The sequence below is a fragment of the Pseudoalteromonas sp. QJM3NY_12 genome (genome assembly GCF_056173165.1).
In genome coordinates this window covers 979,651-1,000,012 of record NZ_CM149661.1, presented here as the reverse complement: position 1 = coordinate 1,000,012, position 20,362 = coordinate 979,651, and the positions used below count along the sequence as shown (strand labels likewise).

At 40.5% G+C, this 20,362-nt stretch carries 20 protein-coding genes and 1 pseudogene; 10 read left to right on the top strand and 11 right to left on the bottom strand.

Annotated features, from left to right (window positions below):
* Positions 1-61: 61 nt before the first annotated feature.
* The gene (locus AC0VZ5_RS04690; RefSeq protein WP_475474472.1) at positions 62-1,363 is read left to right on the top strand and encodes an MFS transporter; all 1,302 of its coding nucleotides are present in this window, start codon (positions 62-64) and stop codon (positions 1,361-1,363) included.
* A gap of 41 nt (positions 1,364-1,404) precedes the next feature.
* Here AC0VZ5_RS04690 and AC0VZ5_RS04685 read toward each other — a convergent pair whose 3' ends face one another.
* The gene (locus AC0VZ5_RS04685; protein WP_475474471.1) at positions 1,405-2,013 is read right to left on the bottom strand and encodes a flavin reductase family protein; all 609 of its coding nucleotides are present in this window, start codon (positions 2,011-2,013) and stop codon (positions 1,405-1,407) included.
* Between the two features lie 104 nt (positions 2,014-2,117).
* Here AC0VZ5_RS04685 and AC0VZ5_RS04680 point away from each other — a divergent pair, with 104 nt between their 5' ends.
* The 4 genes from AC0VZ5_RS04680 (at position 2,118) to AC0VZ5_RS04665 (ending at position 5,548) form a co-directional block, all read left to right on the top strand.
* Positions 2,118-3,626, top strand: a complete 1,509-nt coding sequence (locus tag AC0VZ5_RS04680; protein WP_475474470.1) for a cryptochrome/deoxyribodipyrimidine photo-lyase family protein — start codon at positions 2,118-2,120, stop codon at positions 3,624-3,626.
* A 2-nt stretch (positions 3,627-3,628) separates the two neighbouring features.
* The gene (locus AC0VZ5_RS04675; RefSeq protein ID WP_409424932.1) at positions 3,629-3,763 is read left to right on the top strand and encodes a DUF2256 domain-containing protein; all 135 of its coding nucleotides are present in this window, start codon (positions 3,629-3,631) and stop codon (positions 3,761-3,763) included.
* A gap of 389 nt (positions 3,764-4,152) precedes the next feature.
* A complete protein-coding gene (locus AC0VZ5_RS04670) occupies positions 4,153-4,581 on the top strand; it encodes an OsmC family protein (protein ID WP_475474750.1) in 429 nt (142 codons plus the stop codon).
* A gap of 205 nt (positions 4,582-4,786) precedes the next feature.
* Complete coding sequence (locus tag AC0VZ5_RS04665; protein ID WP_178955464.1) at positions 4,787-5,548, top strand: EAL domain-containing protein; 762 nt, start codon at positions 4,787-4,789, stop codon at positions 5,546-5,548.
* A 61-nt stretch (positions 5,549-5,609) separates the two neighbouring features.
* Here AC0VZ5_RS04665 and AC0VZ5_RS04660 read toward each other — a convergent pair whose 3' ends face one another.
* Positions 5,610-7,097 (bottom strand): dipeptidase, encoded by a 1,488-nt coding sequence (locus AC0VZ5_RS04660; protein WP_198522284.1) that lies wholly within the window; start codon positions 7,095-7,097, stop codon positions 5,610-5,612.
* A gap of 162 nt (positions 7,098-7,259) precedes the next feature.
* Here AC0VZ5_RS04660 and AC0VZ5_RS04655 point away from each other — a divergent pair, with 162 nt between their 5' ends.
* Entirely contained in the window at positions 7,260-7,442 is a 183-nt protein-coding gene (locus AC0VZ5_RS04655; protein ID WP_178955460.1) for a DUF2986 domain-containing protein, read from the top strand.
* A 3-nt stretch (positions 7,443-7,445) separates the two neighbouring features.
* Here AC0VZ5_RS04655 and AC0VZ5_RS04650 read toward each other — a convergent pair whose 3' ends face one another.
* Positions 7,446-8,426 carry a TDT family transporter gene (locus AC0VZ5_RS04650; RefSeq protein ID WP_475474469.1) on the bottom strand — a complete coding sequence of 327 codons (981 nt, stop codon included), beginning with the start codon at positions 8,424-8,426 and terminating at the stop codon, positions 7,446-7,448.
* Positions 8,427-8,534: 108 nt separating this feature from the next.
* On the opposite strand from AC0VZ5_RS04650, the gene AC0VZ5_RS04645 reads away from it, so the two are divergent.
* Together AC0VZ5_RS04645 and AC0VZ5_RS04640 are read left to right on the top strand one after the other, a co-directional pair.
* The gene (locus AC0VZ5_RS04645) at positions 8,535-9,413 is read left to right on the top strand and encodes a LysR family transcriptional regulator (protein ID WP_475474468.1); all 879 of its coding nucleotides are present in this window, start codon (positions 8,535-8,537) and stop codon (positions 9,411-9,413) included.
* A gap of 221 nt (positions 9,414-9,634) precedes the next feature.
* On the top strand, positions 9,635-10,552 hold the full coding sequence (locus AC0VZ5_RS04640; protein ID WP_475474467.1) for a hypothetical protein: 918 nt from the start codon (positions 9,635-9,637) through the stop codon (positions 10,550-10,552).
* Between the two features lie 105 nt (positions 10,553-10,657).
* Here AC0VZ5_RS04640 and AC0VZ5_RS04635 read toward each other — a convergent pair whose 3' ends face one another.
* From AC0VZ5_RS04635 to AC0VZ5_RS04625, 3 genes are all read right to left on the bottom strand, one after another.
* Complete coding sequence (locus AC0VZ5_RS04635; RefSeq protein ID WP_475474466.1) at positions 10,658-12,784, bottom strand: TonB-dependent receptor; 2,127 nt, start codon at positions 12,782-12,784, stop codon at positions 10,658-10,660.
* Between the two features lie 88 nt (positions 12,785-12,872).
* Positions 12,873-13,070 (bottom strand): helix-turn-helix transcriptional regulator, encoded by a 198-nt coding sequence (locus AC0VZ5_RS04630; RefSeq protein ID WP_008108814.1) that lies wholly within the window; start codon positions 13,068-13,070, stop codon positions 12,873-12,875.
* Positions 13,067-13,489 carry a hypothetical protein gene (locus tag AC0VZ5_RS04625; RefSeq protein WP_010391213.1) on the bottom strand — a complete coding sequence of 141 codons (423 nt, stop codon included), beginning with the start codon at positions 13,487-13,489 and terminating at the stop codon, positions 13,067-13,069. Before AC0VZ5_RS04625 ends, AC0VZ5_RS04630 begins: the two co-directional genes overlap by 4 nt.
* Before the next feature lie 140 nt (positions 13,490-13,629).
* Between AC0VZ5_RS04625 and AC0VZ5_RS04620 the strand changes: the two are divergent.
* Positions 13,630-13,770 (top strand): annotated as a pseudogene (locus AC0VZ5_RS04620) (MFS transporter); the annotation flags it as partial.
* Between the two features lie 53 nt (positions 13,771-13,823).
* On the opposite strand, the gene AC0VZ5_RS04615 reads toward AC0VZ5_RS04620, so the two are convergent.
* Together AC0VZ5_RS04615 and AC0VZ5_RS04610 are read right to left on the bottom strand one after the other, a co-directional pair.
* Positions 13,824-14,870: an NAD(P)-dependent alcohol dehydrogenase gene (locus tag AC0VZ5_RS04615; RefSeq protein ID WP_475474465.1), complete on the bottom strand. Its 1,047-nt coding sequence runs from the start codon at positions 14,868-14,870 to the stop codon at positions 13,824-13,826.
* 117 nt (positions 14,871-14,987) lie between these two features.
* Complete coding sequence (locus AC0VZ5_RS04610) at positions 14,988-15,701, bottom strand: DUF1499 domain-containing protein (RefSeq protein ID WP_138607600.1); 714 nt, start codon at positions 15,699-15,701, stop codon at positions 14,988-14,990.
* Between the two features lie 191 nt (positions 15,702-15,892).
* On the opposite strand from AC0VZ5_RS04610, the gene AC0VZ5_RS04605 reads away from it, so the two are divergent.
* Positions 15,893-16,114 (top strand): hypothetical protein, encoded by a 222-nt coding sequence (locus AC0VZ5_RS04605; protein WP_008108632.1) that lies wholly within the window; start codon positions 15,893-15,895, stop codon positions 16,112-16,114.
* Between the two features lie 76 nt (positions 16,115-16,190).
* On the opposite strand, the gene AC0VZ5_RS04600 is transcribed toward AC0VZ5_RS04605, so the two are convergent.
* The 3 genes from AC0VZ5_RS04600 to hrpB form a co-directional block, all read right to left on the bottom strand.
* Complete coding sequence (locus AC0VZ5_RS04600; protein ID WP_475474464.1) at positions 16,191-17,141, bottom strand: sensor histidine kinase; 951 nt, start codon at positions 17,139-17,141, stop codon at positions 16,191-16,193.
* Complete coding sequence (locus AC0VZ5_RS04595) at positions 17,134-17,685, bottom strand: heme NO-binding domain-containing protein (protein WP_013464409.1); 552 nt, start codon at positions 17,683-17,685, stop codon at positions 17,134-17,136. The genes AC0VZ5_RS04600 and AC0VZ5_RS04595 overlap by 8 nt, the downstream gene beginning before the upstream one ends.
* 219 nt (positions 17,686-17,904) lie before the next feature.
* Positions 17,905-20,331: an ATP-dependent helicase HrpB gene (gene hrpB, locus AC0VZ5_RS04590; protein WP_475474463.1), complete on the bottom strand. Its 2,427-nt coding sequence runs from the start codon at positions 20,329-20,331 to the stop codon at positions 17,905-17,907.
* Between the last annotated feature and the right edge of the window lie 31 nt (positions 20,332-20,362).

Below are 20,362 nucleotides of genomic sequence, written 5' to 3'. Positions count from 1 at the left end.
AAAGTTAAGCATACCATCTTAATATATCTAAATATTTACACTGATAGCGTAGTTATTAATTGTGAAAAAACTGACAAAAGAACAAATCTATAAACGTTTAAACAATGAAGAAGACGCCCGAGCCTGCAAGGCCATCGACGATAATGCCTGTCAGCAAGTACCCGGTAATTTTATTATTTTACTCATTAGCCAGCTTTTTAGTAAGTTTGCCGATGCACTGCTTAATCCAAAAATAACCCTACCCTGGTTAATGCAAAGCTTAAATGTGCCCGCGAGTTTTATTGCTTGGTTAGTGCCAATCAGAGAGTCGGGCTCATTACTGCCCCAACTCGCTATTGCTAACGTTATTCGCAAACTCCCCATTCGTAAATGGGTATGGGTAATAGGTGCAATAGTGCAATCAGGTTGTATTTTAGCCATGGTTGCGGTGGCGTTTATCCTCAAAGGCGCACAAGCAGGCTACGCCATTATTGGCTTATTAATTCTATTTAGCCTTGCCAGAGGGTTTAACTCTGTAGCCGCAAAAGATGTGCTGGGCAAAGTTATTCCTAAACAGCAACGCGGTAATATTAGCGGGCTTGCTGCGAGTATTGCCGGTTTTGCCACCTTAACGTTTGGTCTCATGATGTGGTTTTTTTCACAGCAAAAAGATCAAGACATTGTGATCATCGCTTTACTACTGGGTGCATTAATGTGGCTGATTGCCGCGTTTTTTTACGCACAAATTAACGAATATAGTGGCGCTACCGAAGGGGCAAATAATGGTCTATTGCATGCGTTTTCAAAGTTAAAAATTTTGTACCAAGATAAGCAATTTGCGCATTTTGTTATTACACGTGCCCTACTGCTTTGTTCAGCATTGAGCGCTCCATTTTATATTATTTTAGCCAGTAAACAGTCGTTTGAATTTTCTTTACTTGCCACCTTTATTGCCGTTTCCGGCTTTGCAAGCTTAGTCTCAGCGCCGATTTGGGGACGCTTAAGCGACTTATCTAGCCAGCGAGTGCTAGTACTCAGTGCCACTTTGGTTACCATTAATGGGCTGGCTGTATTTGTTATTGCAACTTGGTATAACGAGTTGCTACTAAATTGGTGGGCTATGCCTATTTTGTACTTTTTACTCTCAGTTGCGCACCAAGGAGTACGCTTAGGGCGAAAAACGTACCTCGTCGATATAGCAGAGGGTAACAAACGCACCGATTATGTGTCGGTTAGTAATACCGTTATTGGGGTTTTATTACTGATGTTGGGCAGCATAGGCTTATTAGAATCGTTTTTATCAACCGCAGAGCTTATTTTGCTTTACAGCGGATTAGGGTTTTTGGGTGCAATTAGTGCACTGTTTTTACCAAAAACAGAGTAAATAGCGTGCTGTTTAACCTAATGTAATTAAAGCGCTAACCTTTAAAGTTGTGGGCGTTTTAATACAAACTTATCTTTGGTGGTGCTAAAGTAATCGCCGCCCATTTTACCTACTGCATCTAAACGTGTCGGATCTATGTAGCCATTTACCAACGTGGCGTCATCTATAAAAATTCCCACTACATCTAAGAGCATCATTTTGCCACCGCTTGGTTCATCTGAAATAGTGATCACTTCTCGAAGCTTACATTCATAGCGTACTTTTGAAGCTGTAACACTTGGCGGATTAACTAACTGGCTTGGGACTGTCTCTATGTTGGCCTCATCAAACTCGCTGACATTATTAGGGTAATTAGCGCAGCTTTGATTCATTTGCTCTACTAAGGCATGACTAACAATATTAACCACACATTCTTTGGTGGCTAGTAAATTTGTCAGTGTATCTTTATTGGCTTTATCGCTGGGGTTAACTTGAGTAACACTTAGCACTGCAGGCTGACAACTTGCTACGGTAAAAAAAGAGTAAGGTGCAATATTGCTTACCCCCTCATTACTTAGGGTGCTTATCCATGCAATCGGTCGTGGACTAATACCGCCAACTAAGTAGCTATAAACAGAGCGGTTGTTGTTTTGAATTAAATCTAAAAACATTATTTCTCACTTTTAAGTTAAAAACTAAACCCTAGTACTAGGCAATACGTACTTATAGATTGGATCTTCATTAATACTACACCGTTAGCAAATAGTTTAATTTCATGCGCCAAAAAATAAACATTGTCTGGTTTAAACGCGATTTACGCTTAAGCGATCATCAACCGCTTAAACATGCGTTTAGCAATGGGCTTCCAACATTATTGCTGTACAACTTTGAGCCGCTGTTACTCGAAGATGCTCATTATAACGAGCGACATTGGCGCTTTGTGTATCAGTCACTATGTGATTTAAACCAACAACTTGATCGCTTTAATAGCTGCGTGTACATATTTAAACAAAATATGCAGTCGTTGCTTGAAGAGCTACACACCCAGTTTGAAATAATTAATCTCTTTAGTCACCAAGAAATCGGCTTAAATAATACATTTGAGCGCGATAAAGCGATTAAAGCATGGTGCCAACATAATCAGATTAACTGGTTAGAGTCGCCAACGGGGGCTGTCATTCGGGGTAAAAAAAATCGCAATAATTGGAATGAATGCTGGCAACAAACAATGCAAGCGCCAATTGCCATCCCAGATTGGAAACACATTAAAACAGTGACACTCACACACTACCAATCGCCAGAATTACCAGACAGTTACACAGCTGACGATGACAACTTTCAATATGGAGGGCCGCGACTTGCCCGCGATGTTATGCACAGTTTTTTTGTCGAGCGCGGTAAAGGCTATCAAAAAGGGATCTCTAGCCCGAGCTTGAGCCGCACGCATTGCTCTAGGCTTTCGCCCTATTTAGCCTGGGGCAATATTAGTCTTAGGCAGGTGTATCAAATGGCGATAGACGCATACCATTCAACCCATCCCGATAAAAAAGGCTGGAAGCGTCCGCTTGCTGCGTTTGTATCTCGCCTGCATTGGCATTGCCATTTTATGCAAAAGTTTGAAAGCGAATGCAGTATGGAATTTAAAGCCTTAAATCCGGGTTACCATGCATTTCCGTATCGTGATGACGCTAAGGTTACTAGCGATATTGAACGCTGGGCACAGGGGCAAACCGGTATTCCTATTATTGATGCCTGCATGCGCTGTTTAAAAGCCACCGGTTATATTAATTTTAGAATGCGCGCTATGCTGGTGAGCTTTGTAACCCATCATTTAAACATCAGCTGGCAACAGGCAAGTTTTCCGCTGGCTAATTACTTTTTAGACTTTGAGCCAGGTATTCATTATCCGCAAATACAAATGCAGGCATCGGTTACTGGCATTAATACTATTCGCCATTACAACCCCATTAAACAATCTGAAGATCAAGACCCAACCGGCGCATTTATAAAAAAATGGTGCCCCGAACTTGAAAAGCTCCCCATTGAATATTTACATCAACCCTGGCAGCAAACGCCTATGGAAGCGCTATTTAACGACTTTAAACTTGGTGAAGATTACCCAGAGCCGATGCTTGATTTAACTCGAGCATCTAAAGAGGCACGCGAGCGATTGTGGCAATACCGAGAGCGTAGCGATGTTAAACGTGCTATTCATGCCATACTAAAAAAACATGTAGCCATCACTCCCTCGGTACGTAAATCCAAAAAGCAGTCAGGCAAATAACTATGGCACATAAAAAACTAACCCTACCTGAAAAAATATGCCCTGTGTGTAACAAGCCTTTTGTATGGAGAAAAAAATGGCAACGAGACTGGGATAACGTTATTTATTGTTCACAGCGATGTAAACGTAGCAAATAGAGATTGGCGTTTATCTTGCATTCTCCATGTTAATGCATACATTTTTCAGCAATTATCGGATTAATTTACATACAACCGATATCAATGCTGAAAAATTTACATTAGGGTCTGTTGACCTTTGCGGATTAATATTTGTTCTAACTAGGGGCAATTTAATCGCGGCGCGAGGTTTGTAACCTAGTGGGCTAAGTAAAAACCGAGCAACAAAGAGTTAATTGCCCCTAGGCAGAACCTTCGGGCAGCTTCTGTTTGGCATTAATGCAGCGTTATCGCCTATTTATGGGGAATAACCACACCACATAGGCTCTGCCTTGCCTAAATACCAAACAGACTGCTGCAAATTTAACCTTGAAAGGTAAACAGACCCAAATCGCAACAAGGAGAACATGATGACAATTAAAAAAACGGCAAGCTCAAATTGGTCTGGCGATATTAAAAGTGGTAAAGGCACTATATCAACTCAAAGCGGTGCTCTCGATAACCAGCCGTATGGGTTTAATACTCGCTTTGAAGATAAGCCCGGCTCTAACCCAGAGGAGCTAGTTGGTGCAGCCCACAGTGCTTGCTTTAGCATGGCGTTATCGCTAGCGTTAGGAGATGCGGGTTTTACTGCTGACGATATAAGCACCAAAGTCACAGTAAGCTTAGATGAAGTAGACGATGGCTTTGCGGTGAGTGAAATCGAATTGGTAGTTAATGCAAAAATTACTGATATTTCCAATGAGCAATTTCAAGCCCTGTGTGAAGACACCAAAAAAGGCTGCCCGATTTCAAAACTACTCAATACCAGCATAAAGCTAACGGCAACACTTAACTAATTTTGTAAACCAATTATACTTTTTGCGTAGCAGTAAGATTATGTTTTAGCATAACCTTACTGCTAATTTTTCATGAATTAAATAAAAACTTTATTATGAGTTATATTAATGTTTACTAATATAATTATGTAAAATCTCAATACTTTGTTAGGATTATAAAAAACTTAACCATCTTTTAGTGTTGGTTAAATACAAAGGTGGATGCATGAACGAAAAATCACAAAGTTGCGAAAAAGTATCTTGTAGCAACTGCGCTGATTCTAGCGAACTAGACTTTGACTTTACCATGGCGTTTCAGCCTATTATAAATTGCCAGAGCAACACTATTTATGGCTATGAAGCATTGGTTCGTGGTTTAAACAACGAGTCGGCTTTCTCTATTATTTCCCAAGTAAACGACGACAACCGCTACACCTTTGACCAATTATGTAGAATTAAAGCTATTGCACTTGCCTCTAAGCTAGGCATAAACACCATGCTAAGCATTAACTTTTTACCCAACGCTATTTATAAGCCTGAGCGCTGTATTCGCACTACCCTAGAAGCGGCTAAAAAGTACAACTTCCCTACAACTAATATTATGTTTGAATTTACTGAAGTTGAAAAAATAGAAGACAGCAGCCATGTTGAGCGGGTTGTAAGCTACTACCAAGAATTAGGCTTTAAAACAGCCACAGATGACTTTGGCTCAGGCTATTCTGGATTAAACTTACTAGCTGACTTTCAAACAGATATTATTAAACTCGATATGGCACTTATACGCGATATCGACAAAGACACAAAACGCCAAACTATTGTGCGTAACTGCTTAAATATGTTCAAAGAGCTAAACGTAATGGCGTTAGCTGAGGGTATTGAAACAGTTGAAGAATATCACTGGCTAAAAAGTGTCGGCATTGAATTAATGCAAGGCTACTTGTTTGCAAAACCTGGGTTTGAGTGCTTACCAGACGTTAATTTTCAATAACATTTAGTTGTTATAAAAAAACCGCCATCAAGGCGGTTTTTTAGTTTTTGCTATTGGTTAATTACATATTACCCAGCTCTATCATCATTGCGGTGTACATACGTAAATTAAGTGCTAGTTGCTCAAGCGTAATAAATTCATGCTCTGAGTGACCTGTATAGCGTTTACCCGGCATTGATGGGCCAAACGATACGGCATTATCAAATAATTTAGCGTTAGTACCACCTCCAATAGAGACAAAATCTGCGCCTTGATCACCAGTAAAATGTTTAAAAATATCAAGTAACTTTTGTGCATGAGGTGCGTCATCAAGCAGCATAGGTGTGCCAATGGTGGTTTTAACATTAGCTAATGTTACTTTATTATCAGCTTGCCATTGGGTAAGCGCACTATTAATTTGCTGCTCTAGTAAGTCAGCCTCTTTACCCATAGGACGACGAGCATTAACCGCTAACGTTAGGTTATTACCGTCTCGTTCAATAACTGTGGGCGCTACCGTCATTGGCCCCATAAAGTCATGCTTATACGCAATATCACCAAATTGTTTGCCGTAAATATCTAGGCCAATTAGCTGATTTACAAATTTAATGAGCTGACCGTCGCTGTTGTTTTCAATCTCAACAGCTTTAAATAGTTCAGCCAAATAAGCAATGGCGTTAACACCTGACTCTGGCTCAGATGAGTGAGCCGACATGCCTTTAACACTAATTAAGGTCCCATCTATTTGATCATCAAAGGTAAACTCGACTCTCTTAAGTGCCTTAGCTGTTTGTTTTATTTGAGCTACTAATTCAGTACTCGCATTATGCAAAGTTAAGCTGGCATCTTCAGGGATTTGGCTAGCAAAGGCACCACCCGTTACATTGCTTACATACACATCGGTTTGTGGTGATGTTGCATCAAATGTTGGCGCAATTAAGCTCCAGCCTTTTTCAGCAACCACCACGGGATATGAGGCGTCAATTGTGACTGCATACTTTGGTTGCTCATAGGTTTTCATAAATTCGGTTAAAGGCCCCCAATCAGATTCCTCGGCCAAATAAACCATCAGCTCAATGCGGTTATCAAGGGTTATGCCTTTATCTTTTATGGCTTTCATCGCATATAAAGCGGTAGCTATAGCGCCTTTATCGTCTTCGGTACCTCGGCCAACTAATTTACCCGGCTCTGAGGTATCAATAATAAATGGGCTTTGTTTCCATTTACTGGCGTTTGCTGGTTGTACATCGCCGTGAGTCACTATGGTTACTTTTTCTTTTTGCTCACCCATGCCTATGAGTACGGTATAGCCTAAATCTTGGTAGTCAAAGCCCAGTTCAGCGGCTTTCATTTTTAATAATGCTTTAAAGCCTATAAAGTCGGGGTTTTGTGGTGCGCTGATCTCACTTTTATTAACCGTAGGAAACGATACTAAATTAGTAAGCGTATGCACCTGTGCATTTTGATAGTTATTAACTGCGTAATCGGCCACGCTTTCACTGTGTTTATTTAATTGTGCATGAGCGCTAAATGCACATAAGGCAATACTTGCTAAAGCTAGCTTGTTCAAAACAGATTCCATTTAATTAACAACAAAGAGCTCTAATTATAACCTCCTTGTAAAGTAACAAACAGCGCTTTGCGGCAGACCCACAAGCAAAGCTTATAATTTATCTAACAGCTTTGAACAAGATGCCTGTATAATGCGCAGCTCAAAATTACGGGGTTAATCATGAATCGCAGAAAAAAAATCGTTACTAAGTTTCAAAAGAAAGATAAGCGCGCTAATGCCAAGCTGCATAAAAGCAACAAACCGACTTATGTTTCAAAAGCAGAGCGCGCAAAGCTTGCTGAGCAAGATGCCGAACAAGCAATTGAGCACGGTGCTACCGAGGTAGTGCAAACAAGCGCTTAATCGTTATTGCGATAGGGTGAGAGGCTTAAATTGAGTGTTAAAAAGCTTAAAGTGAGCCAAATAACGAACCGCCACATAGCAAACTACCCCACTTGCCACAATCAATTCAAACGTTGCTAAATACTGTATTTGCTTAACAAACTGCAAATCAATTCCCACTGTATGCATCCATGCGGCGAGTTTAAATAACGCGGTAGCACCAATAACCATAGGGAAAGTAAAGGCAGCGTAACCTGGGCAAAATGGACGGCGCAGTAATTTAAAAAATGCGACGTAAATTATAAAGGTCATCAGTACCGCAATTCCAAATAACAAGCCAATAATAACCGGTGACGGCTCGCTGATAACTGTAAAGTAACCAGCTAACGATAAACTTGCTGGCGCCGCTAAAATAGCCAGTGTAGGTTGTGCAGCATCAGGAATGTGCGCAGCAAAATTGATCCGGTAAATCATCATAGGCAACATAACTGCATACATAAGCATGCCAAAATAAAGCGCCCCTTGTGCTAAAAATAGCAGAGCCGGATTCCCTGAAAACGCGACATCGGCAACAATGATCCCAACCGGCGGTACAAACCAGCTTGGCACCATATGCTCAATTTTAAATTCAATCACGCGATGAGCAATAAAGCTGATTAAAAACACCACATGCAATAAAAATGCACCAACCCATAGCATATCTCCCGCAAGGGAGTAAAACTGCCCTAAAGAATTAGACACCACTAAAGTAGCCATAGCAAAAGTAGGCACCACACTTCCCACAACCGGATGGGCTAAATCGGCTTTAAGCAGCTGAGGATGTAATAAAAACTTAAGTGTTAACAATAGCAATAATACGCTCGCAATAGCGGCACCGGTATATTGTGCTACGCCATTTAGGTTAAACATACTCTCCCAAGCCCAACCTAGGCTGGCAATACCTAATGCCAAACCGCCCATTGGTGTTGGTGCACCAGATACCTTTGTTTTTATATGTTTAAACATCTCTATTCCACCCTGTGGTTGTAACTTACAGAGAAGTTTACGCTTGCATTTTGTTAAGTTAAATCTAATTATATAGAACACAGGTTCAGGTAAACTAAACATAGCATAATGAATATTTCACTTAAGCAACTTAAAGTATTTGTCGGCATAACCCAGCACAGCACCCTTACAGCAGCGTCTGAATCATTGTTTCTATCTAAAGCGGCGGTGAGTATGGCGCTTAGCGAACTTGAAAAGCAGTTAGGCCATCCATTATTTGATCGTGTAAATAATCGGATATTATTAAATCAAGAAGGGCAAAAATTACTGCCTCTTGCAGATGAATTACTGCACAGAGCAAATGATATTAATACGCTTTTTTCGCCCCACGCAAAAGCCAGTGGCACGTTAAAAATAGGTGCCAGCGATACCATTGGTAATCATGTTTTGCCTTCTATACTCAGTGGATTTCGCCAACAACAGCAGCATTATTCACAGCAAGTTTTTATTTCAAATTCTGAGCTTATTTGCCAAAAACTGCGCGATTTTGAGCTCGACATTGCACTAATAGAAGGCCAAGCCCAGCAAAGCGACTTAGTCTCAACCGTGTTTAGTCAAGACACCATGTGCATTATTGCGCCGCAATCCCACCCTTTAGCTGCAAAACCACAGCTTAGTTTTAATGACTTAGCAAACAGTCAATGGGTATTAAGAGAGGCCGGCTCTGGCTCACGCTCATTCTTTTTACAAAACCTTGCTACGCATATCGATAATTGGAGCCAAAGTTTTGAACTCAATACCACAGAGGCATTGATCAACAGCGTTGCTGAAGGGTTAGGGCTGGGATGTTTATCGTCACTCGCGGCACAGTACGCTTTAAAAGATGGCCGCGTTACGCAGCTTAACTTAAACCACCCCATGCAAAGACAGTTTTGGTTAGTGATGCATAAAGACAAATACAAAAATCCGCTGCTAACGCAGTTTATAGATTTTTGTGCTCAGCATTAGCTAACTCTTTATAATGTTTTTTGTTTAATTATATTTAGCAGCATGGCTCGTGTGAACCAACTCAATTTTTAGGCCATCCTTATAAATTGCCAATACATTAGATCCTTGGTAAGTTATTGCTAATGATAAATAAATTAGTGAAAAAATTAGGGTTATGGATAGCTTCCTTAATTTGAACTTCACATAAATACTAAAATTTATAAGCCTAAATGGAACATTTCATGAACGACGAGAAAAAAAACTACTTCGTAAGAGCCCTAATTATTGGATTATCTGGCTTTATTGTTTGGATTGTTTCTTATAGCTTTTTGGCTCTTGATCCTAAAGGCTCTATATCGAATGGAATTATTACACTGATCATCCTTTTAGTCGTCATAGTTCTGAGTGAAAGTTTCGATAATTTCAGTGTCGGAAAAATGCTGACGATGTCGAGAGAAATAAAGAAAAAAGAAGCATCAATTAATAACTTAAACTCAGAAAATACAGAGCTTAGAAGAGAGCTGGTAAACGTAGTCACGTCAATCTCCCAAAATCAGTCCAGCACTAACATTATTGGGTTCCCCGATGATTTAGCTAAAAAAATGGGAGTTGAAAAAGCAACTGATGATGAAATTACGAAGAAAAGGACAGAAGAAAACGAAGAGACTACAGATCAATCAAGGCCAGTAAGAAGGAGGATTAATCATCAACGTATAGAAGAATTAGCATTTTCTAGATTTCTAAAGAAGCGCAATTTAACTGATTATGATCTTATTAAAGAAGCAAAACTTGTAACACAATTTAGTGGAATTGATGCTGTTAGTAATATTCAGCCAATCTATGATGGATATATAAACACTGGAGAAAGTGAAATATTTATTGAGGTAAAGGTATCGAGAGCTTCATCGATTATGATGCGCGAACGGGTGTATCTGATGCTTAATAAAATCTACCTTTACAACAAGGTAAAAAATGCAAATGCACACTTAAACCTTTTACTTGTTGATATCGATGGAGATAATTCTGATTATCGTAGGAATCAAAGAAACTCTGATCGATTGAAAGAGTTTTTCGAGCCATCAATAGTGAATGGCCTTCTAAGAATTATACCAATCGAGTTAACGGAAGAAGAAATAGAACAGGTTTTTAGTGAAGATTAATAGCCTCATTACATGCACTTTCAACGCAATAAATACACAACAACCGTCAGATCCAGTTTAACCTAAAATCGAATCTGACGGCTGATACTCACTTGCTCTCTTATCTTAAAACGCGTAACTCATGGCTAAATTAATAGAGCGACCCTGCCCTGCCAATTGGTTAAAGCCCTGCGACATATCTTGTTTAAACTCAGCAATACTTACGCCACCAAGTGGTAATTGATAATACTCATCAAGCAGATTGGTAATATCAACACTCACGGTAAGTGCATCCCAACTGGCTTTTGAGCTTAAATTAAGTAAATGATACTGCTCAGTTTGGTTTTCTAGGCGGTTACTATCTACGCGAGTTTTACTATCGACCCACTGCCACGTGAGTGCGTTTTCAAAACGGCCAACTTGCTGGTTAATGGCAAATTGGGTTTGCAGCGGCTTAATTTGATAAAGCGGCTGATTGGTATCATCGCGTTTACCACGGGTGTTGGTAACATTACCTTTTAACGACCAGCTACCATACTGCTCAGACTCGTGTAGTGCTAAAACCGCATCTAGCTTTACACCATAAAGCCTGGCATCTACGTTATTAAACATAAGTACATTACGGGTATTGGCAGCAAGCGCTGTGCGGTTAAAGCTTCTTACTATGTTGGCATCAATATAGTCATTCACGTCGCTCACCCAAGCGTTAGCACTTATACGCCAGCTGTCATCTTTTGCCATGCGGGTGTACGTGCTGCTAAGCGTGTGTGCGGTTTCTGGTTTAAGGTTTATATTACCAATATAGCCGTTGCCATCGCCGTACCATCCAATCATGGTGGTGGCCATATTACCTACGCCCCAGCTGTAGCGTTCGTATAAATTAGGCGCACGATTTTTACGGGCTAAGCCAATTTGTAATTCGTCGTTATTGCTTAGTTGATAATTAATCAGCACGTTTGCATCAACTAAATTATCTGTTTGTTTTTTACTTTGGTTATTAAACTTTTTAGCGGCCATTGCATCACTTGGCATCGCTATGGCCATTGCATTCATTGCAGCCATGCCTGCATTATATGCTTGCACATCATCAGTGTTGGTCATTACATTTTCAAATCGAATGCCTGCATTTAACCACCAGCGAGTATTTAGTTGGCTTTCATATTCTCCAAGCAAAGCAATACGCTGACGCCGGCCATTATTAATATTTTTATAGTCATTTGGTCCCATCATCATTGAGCCCTCAACTGCAGGCCACCAGTCATCTAATTTCATGTGGTGATATTCTTGCGCGAGTAGTAACTGGCTGTTGTTATCAAGCGCTAGTCGCCATTTTAACTGGGTGCTTATATCTTCAGCATCGGTTTTCATTGGCATTTTTCCGGGTTTTTCTGCGCTAAAAAAACCCATTTGATGCTTTACGTTATGCCAATTAAATTGCGCTTCAAGCTCACTGTTTGTAAAAGCACGCTGATACTGGGCCACTGCGCTATAGCTGGTGTTATCTGTCATATCCATATATTGATTAGCAAAGCCTTGATAGGGTATTTTTTGATGGCTTAGCTTAACCACTAATTGTTGCTTTTCATCTCGCATAGCAGCACTTAAACTATGGTTTTGCGCGCGGTATAGGGTATCGAGCACTAAATCGCCGTTACCATCTTCATAACTGTTAGCATCGCTGAACGCACCTTGATAATTAAAACTAAGTACATTGCTGGCAATGCGCATACCTGCGCCGACCTTTTTAGCGTTATCAAGGGTGTTGTACTGGGCTGACACATAACCTGAATGCCATGAAAGTTCGCTTTTTTCACTGTACTGAGGTGAAATAGAATTAACAGCAATCACACCCGCAATATTATCGCCTCCCGCGCTTACTGGAGAAACACCTGCAACCACTTTGTAGCTGCTAATTTGATTGGCTGAAATATATGACAGTGGCGGGTTCATTTGGTTAGCACAGGCGGCGGTGATTTGCGCCCCATCAACCAGTACCGCCACTCTATCGCCCATTAAACCATTTAAAACAGGTAAATTGGCCATGCCACCAGCGGCAGAAAAGTCCACTCCTAAATCGGTTAATAACGATTCAGATGAGCCTAATGATAGATGTTTATTTTGTGCTTGGCCGTGCACTTCAATCACTTCAATTGAGGTGTCATCTGCAAAAGCAACTGGCGATAATACGCTACTTATAACAAGCGCTAAAGGGGATAATAAATAAGGGGTTAAAGAATTTTTTTTATCAGTCATTATTGATTTACCACAAAATTTTTGTGGGTAAATTATACGTGCTGTAGCAATCTAAAAAGCGCGACATATTGTCGCACTTTGTTAATTTTTAACCCTGTTCGTCGTCAAAAATATCTTCTATTTTTAACTCAAACAACCTTGCTGCTTTAAAGGCCAGTGGCAAGCTGGGATCAAACTTACCTTTTTCAATCGCATTAATAGTTTGGCGAGAAACATCAAGCAGTTCGGCCAACCTTGCTTGGGTGTAGTTATGCTCGGCTCTTAATACCTTTAATCGGTTTTTCATTCATCACCTGCACAATAGTGTTTGTTAAGTACATACACGCTAATTAAATACACTGCCCCCATTAAAAACATTAAATCGGGTATTTGTGCTTTAAAATCAATTAAGCCACTCAATTGCAAGTTAGTGTACGCAAGCCCACCGACCAATATTGCACCTAGGGTAAACCCCATGGCACTGAGATGTATTTTTTGCATCAGCTCATCCATCCCCTGTAAGTAACGTTTGTTAGCCAAAATCATTACAATGCCGGCTATTACATTTACAACTATAAAAAAGCCGCTAATTATCTCGGCGCGATCCCAAATTAATGTCGGGCCAAAGCTACATAACGCTAAGGTGAGTAACCAAATCAAGGTACATTTAACCAAGTAGCTAGTATTTTTAATTTGGCGTTGTTTTAAATTTAATTCTGTTTTCATTGCTTTAATCCTATTTAAAAAGTAATGTTTACTTTACAAATATCATTCATACCATACAAAAAGTCAAGCTAGCATTACATTTCAATCTAATATATCTTGCTTTTAATGAGCGAGTGGCTTGCAAGGCCATATAAACCAGCCTTTCGTTTGCACAAGGGGCACAACCAAATCAAACCGGGTATGTTGCAGGAGCATTATTTTTAGGCGGGTTATTTATGTGGTGGCTTAGCTTTATACAAATAAACAATAAAAGCGCAAAACAAACGGCTGCAGCGTATTAAGTATAAAAAGAGTCGCGTATAGCGGCTCTTGTTATATTCATTATTTTAATTAATTATACGTTAATCGACGCCATATCAATAACAAAACGGTAGCGCACATCTGAGCGTTCCATGCGCTCATAAGCGGTGTTAATTTCGTCTATATTGATCATTTCACACTCAGGTAATACATTGTGCTCACCACAAAAATCGAGCATTTGCTGTGTTTCTGCAATGCCACCAATTAAGGATCCTGCCACTCGACGACGACCCATTAACAATGGCACTGTGTTTAGCTCATCAACAGGGCCTACTTGGCCAACAATCACTAACGTGCCGTCAATATCAAGTAGCGGTGTATACAGTGATAGGTCGTGCTTTACCGGTATAGTATCAATAATCACATCAAACGCTGATTGCGCATCTTTCATTTCATCATCGTTGTTCGACACTAAATAGTGCTGTGCATCTAGCTCAATAGCATCTTCTTTTTTAGATTCAGTACGGCCAATAACCGTAACCGTTGCCCCCATTGCCACGGCATTTTTAACCGCCATATGGCCAAGCCCACCAAGGCCGACAACTGCAACACGGCTGCCTTTTTTAACACCCCATTTATGCAGCGGTGAGTAAGTAGTAATGCCAGCACACAATAAAGGCGCAACGCGAGATAGCTCTAAATTTTTAGGTACTGAAAGCACAAATTCTTCACGCACCACTACATGCTTAGAGTAGCCACCTTGAGTCATTTCACCATTTATTCTGTCTTTGCCACTGTAAGTGCCAACCATGCCTTCACGACAAAATTGCTCTTCGTGATTATGGCATTGGTCGCAGCTTTGACACGAGTCAACCATACAGCCTACAGCAACGGTATCGCCTTGCTGATATTTGGTAACATCGCTACCAACCGAAATTACTTTACCTACAATTTCGTGCCCAGGAACTAATGGGTAATTACTCCCCCCCCAGTCGTTACGCACTGCGTGTAAGTCTGAATGGCACACACCACAATATAAAATTTCTATTGCTACATCGTTATTTCGTAAATCGCGGCGCTCAAAAGAAAACTCTGTAAGCTCAGAACCTTGGCTTTTTGCTGCATATCCGACTGTTTTCATAATAACTCCATAGTTTATTAAAATTTATAACTCACACAGTATGCATTATCAGCTCTGAACATGAACTGACGTAGCAACTGCAAAAAACCCAGCGTAATGCTGGGCTATTTTTATCAATTACTGCACCACAACGGCGTTTAACTCGTCAATCAAGGTTTTAATACGCTGGGCATTTTTGCCTAAATCGCTTTTACCAATGCGAGATTTACTGCGTATGTCTACCACACGCTTACTGCCTTTGTCGTTAATCCGCACGACAACATCATCTTTAAAGCCAAACCAGGTTGTGGTGTCTGTTGCTTCAACAATGCCATTATTAACATCGCTATTAACCAGTTCCCAACCAAGGTTTTCCATGGCTTTTGTTGTAGCTGCCACTAACTCTAGTTGCGTTTGGTTGTACTCGAGCGGTTTTAGCTCTGGGTATGCTTTTCGTTGTTGCGCTGCCGTTTCTTCTCCCGCGTATGCAACAGGATTAGGTGCATCAGCACGCAAAGGCACAACCGCAACAAACTCAGGAGGGTTAATTAAATCGGTAGAAATATCATGAATTGGCGGAACACTTTTTGCTGTATTCATCATGTTAAGCGGCATTGCAATAGCAACTGCTGCAAAAATAACAGTGATCACTGCACTGGCTAAGCTCACTGTTTTACGCATGAATAGCACTTGAACTAATAATAAGGCTAATGCTGCCCCACCAACATAAACACCTAATCTAAAACCGGCAAAAGCAGTGCCTAGTTCAACAATATTAAATTTATAAAGGGGCCCCGGTAGTACCACCATTAAAAAAGCGATAAGCCCAACTAAGCTCACTAAATATTTCATTGCCTACTCCGTTATTGTTATATGGTTATTGTTTTTTAAACAGCTTTATACTGTTAACACTCCAATTTAGATTACTATGACTGATAAGTATCTATAAAGTCATAATTTATTACCCTTTTAAAGTAGATAACTTGACTCCTTGGTAAAAATCAACAAACTACGGGGGTAAAATTATCAGGGTATTATTATTTATGAAAACAGAGATTAGTTACCGATTTGAGTCATCACAAGTGGCCAACCGCTTTTTACACGAATTAAAAGATTGGCCAGTCAATGACGTAAAAACACGTCTTTTTAATGGCGGCGACAGCGTTAAAGTAAGCTACGAATATGATGAAAGCGGATTTGATTATACCGTTGCCGAACTTGATGATTTAGCCGAGCAACACGGCGGACAAGAAGTGTCGAGTTAAGATACTAATACCTAAGCTCAATAGCCACAACACACTTTGTAGCTATGCCTATATTGTAAACTTTAAGCTTACAAAGTTATGTAGTAATAGGTATTACACAACGTATTAAAGACCCCTTACCCACTTCACTTTCAACCTCTATAGTGCCATTGTGCTCTTTAAGTACATTGTAAACTATAGCCATTCCCATACCTGTGCCTTGGCCTACGGGTTTAGTGGTAAAGAAAGGATCGAACATTTGTTTAAGTGTATCAGCGTCCATCCCACAGCCGTTATCTGCCACTTCTATGTAAATATTGTTTTTATTGGCAAACAGTTTAATAGTTACTTTTCCTTGCTGATCGTGCAAGTCATCACAAGCGTGTTTGGCATTAATTAATAAGTTTACAAAGACTTGTTTCATCGATGATATATTACACTGCGTTAGGGGTAACTTTTCAATGTGTAACTCTATAGCACACGTTCCCAGCTGGTTTTCGAGTAGCTTTAGCGTGCCATTTAATGATTCTGTAATATCTGCCATTGCAGTTACGTTGTCTTTTAGGCTTGCAAAGTCGACAAGGTTACTAACAATATGAGCGATACGCTCTAAACCCTCTTGGGTATCATCAACTAAGTCATCAATATCATCCACAATAAAGCTTAAATCGTTCTCTTGATTGAGCTGAACTAAAATAGACTCTAACTGCGATACTGAAATCGATTTATCTACAAATTGTTGAGCCGCCGTCATTAGCGAAACCAACACGGGCTTTATAAATTTTATACTTGCTACATTACTGGTTATGTAAGCAAGCGGGTTATTTATTTCGTGGGCCATACCAGCAGAAAGTGTGCCTAACGTGGCCATTTTCTCACTTTGCATTAAGGTTATTTGTTGGTTTTTGACCGTTTCGAGCTTTTCTTCCAGCTCTTGATTAACAATAAACAATGCCCGTGTTTTGTCTTCTAGTAGGGTTTCTAATTGATCTCTAGCTGATTTTTCGCGCAAATACGCTTTTTTATAATTGTAGTCGTCTTCAGCCATGGGGAGTCTCATATTTTATTTCAATTAAACACGAATCAAACCCATCATGCATGCACTGAGCATGATTAAGTTTAGCATCAACCCCATAATGAGCCGCAGCACCAAAAATAAGCCCTTCGGCGCACATACAAAGCTGTCGCTTAGAGTTGTAACGCATTAAAATAAACCCGTCTTCAATAATTTGGGCGTCAATTTCAGGTAGATTAGGCTCATGATAAAGCTTAGCTACTTCAACATGGATTACTTTATCAATACCAATAATGAGATCAGCAAAGCAATTAAAGTTAGCAACAATGCTTGGATGACGTGCCTTTAAGTGAGAAAATAAATACTCTCCAAAGGCCTTTAATACCTCTGGCATAGACATAGAAAGTGCAGTTGCTACATCTTGTGCTAAACCAACTATTTCTTCATCTGGATAACTTTCTGCAGAAATATAAACACGACCCTCCGGTGCATTTTTTTCAAGTAAGTCGTCCCATGCTGCCATGCCACATTTTTCAATAACCAGTGCCTCAAGCCCTCTAAAGATAACGCCTTTCATGCATGTTCCCTCTATTATCACTTTTAGATTGTTAGCTGCATCTTCAATTAGTTACAAACGCTCGCTACCTTACTGCTCATATGTACACTAGGGTAATAAGTCTTACCCAGTAAAATATCAGCATTAAAGTAATAATAGTTTAGTGCTTGTAAAACGCCCAAAAATGTTCGTTATTTGTATGGTCAACGTTTAACATTAAGTGACATTAAGGAAGCGTGATCACATTCTGCTTTTTACTCTATTGGTGGCAACGCTATTGGCAGGGTCGTCTGGCCAAAAGTGCTTGGGGTAGCGCCCTTTCATCTCTTTTTGTACCTCGCGGTAACTACTATCCCAAAAATGTGCTAAGTCTTGGGTTAACTGTAGTGAACGCTTGCCTGGAGACAACAACTCCATTAGCAATGCTAATTTACCGTTAGCTAACATAGGTGTACTGGTTAAACCATATACTTCTTGCATGCGCACACTGAGCTTGGCGGGGCCATCAAGTTGGTATTCAATTTTTATGTTAGAGCCACTTGGTACTGTTAGTCGCAGTGGGAGTAAAGATTTTAGCTCGCTTTGCTGTTGCCAATTAAAACTGTTTTGTAGTGCCTCAAAATAATTAAACTTTTTAAGTTGCTCAAGGGTTTTAATATCTTCAAGGTATACCCCTAACCAATCACCTGCTGTTTCAATGAGCTGCTGCTGATTAATAACAGGAAACTGTTCTGGCATCAATTTGCTGGCTAGGCACATTCTAATAAGTAGTTGCTCACTTTCTTTTTGCTCGTTAAACAGTGAAAAGCCCTGTTTGGCAAACAAACTAAGCCATGCCTTGGCCCGCTCTGTTTTATCAAGCTTATGTTTACTTGGTTGGCTACTAAGGGTAATTTCCCCAAGTTTTACTTCATCTTGATGAATAAACCGAGCGGCTTTTTCATCAAACTCGCAGCGAGTCAACTCAGTGAATAAATGCGGTAAATACTCTTTAAGTGCTAATGGATTTAGCGCCGTGGCCGCAAAAATACGCCCGCCTTTATGTCCGCCCATACTGGCAATAGCTATATATTCGTCATTATGCCAATAATCAGGGTTTAGTTCAGCCCCTGCACCATTTGCTAATAAGTAGCCATTACCACGTTTTTTAGCAATCCGATCTGGATAGGCAAGCGACACTAATAAGCTTAAATGTTCAGTGTTTAAATCTGTACGACTGTCGGTAAATTTTAAGCGTTTTAACCAATAATTTAATTGCTGCTTAAACACCGGATGTGGTCGTTGTTGTTGACTATGCAGTGCTAGGTTGAGCTCATTGGCAGTGCTAACTCGGTTTTCTAGTAAGGCCACTAAATAAATAGCTAAGCGATAAATCCCACTTAACTGTGGTTCTAACATTTGCGCTTTTAATAACATATGCGCTAAGCGAATATCGGCACCAAAGCCCAACATTTTACTACCCAGCGTGGTGAGCTTACCGTTACTATCTATGGCTTCAAGCATAGATAATAAATTAGTAGCTTGGCTGGATTGTTGCTCACTCGGCGGGTCAAGTAAGGTGAGTTCACTAATACTTGCGCCCCACTGCTTCGCCTCAAGCATCAGTTGGCTAATATCTGAGGTAAGAATATCAGGGTTATCGTGGCTGTTTCGTCTTTCAAAAGTTTGTTTGGAACCTAACCGATACACAACCCCTGGTTCTATTCGTCCTGCACGCCCTGCGCGTTGTACTGCCGATGAACGCGATATACTTTGCGTAGTGAGCTCAGTGACACCGGTTTTTAAATTAAAGCTGGCTGCACGGCGCTTGCCGCTATCAACAACAATTCTAATACCTTCAATGGTTAAACTTGTTTCGGCAACATTGGTCGTTAATACTACTTTTCTCATCCCTTGAGGCGCTGGTGCAATTGCTGCTTGTTGATTGGCTTTATCTTGTTCGCCAAATAATGTGGCAACAATACAATTACTGGGCAAGTCGATCAACGCTTGCTGCACTCGCAGTATTTCACGCTGGCCAGGTAAAAATACCAGCGCACTGCCTGTTTGCTCATTGAGTGCTTGTTTTATTATTGGTGGAATAGCATCGAGCCAGCGGCTTTCATCTTTTATTGGGCAATATATTTCGTCAATGGGGTAACTTCGCCCGTTTGATTGAATTACTGGGCAATTAAAAAACCCAGTGTAGCGTTCGCTATCAAGGGTGGCCGACATCAACATAATGGTTAAATCTTCACGCAGTGCCGCTTGCGATTCTAAAGCAAAAGCCAGTGCGGTATCTGCTGCGATGGAACGCTCATGAAACTCATCAAAAATAAGTAAATCAACATCACTAAGCTCAGGATCATTTTGTAACATGCGCGTAAGCATGCCTTCGGTAACTATTTCAAGGCGAGTTTGTGTGCTGACTTTACTTTCACCTCGCACCCGTAAACCGACACTTTGCCCTAGCGTTTCATTTTGGCAGTGCGCTAAATAGTTAGCAATATTTCTTGCAGCCAAGCGCCGCGGCTCTAACATGACGATGTGCTTATAATGCCCATCGCGCATAAGCTGTAATGGCAACCATGTTGATTTACCAGCACCAGGCGGCGCTTGCAGTAAGGTGATTGGGTTGGCTTTTAAAGCATCAATGAGTGAAGTATATATTTCTTGAACCGGCAGCACGCTATTTACCCTAAATTACTTTGCCGCCATT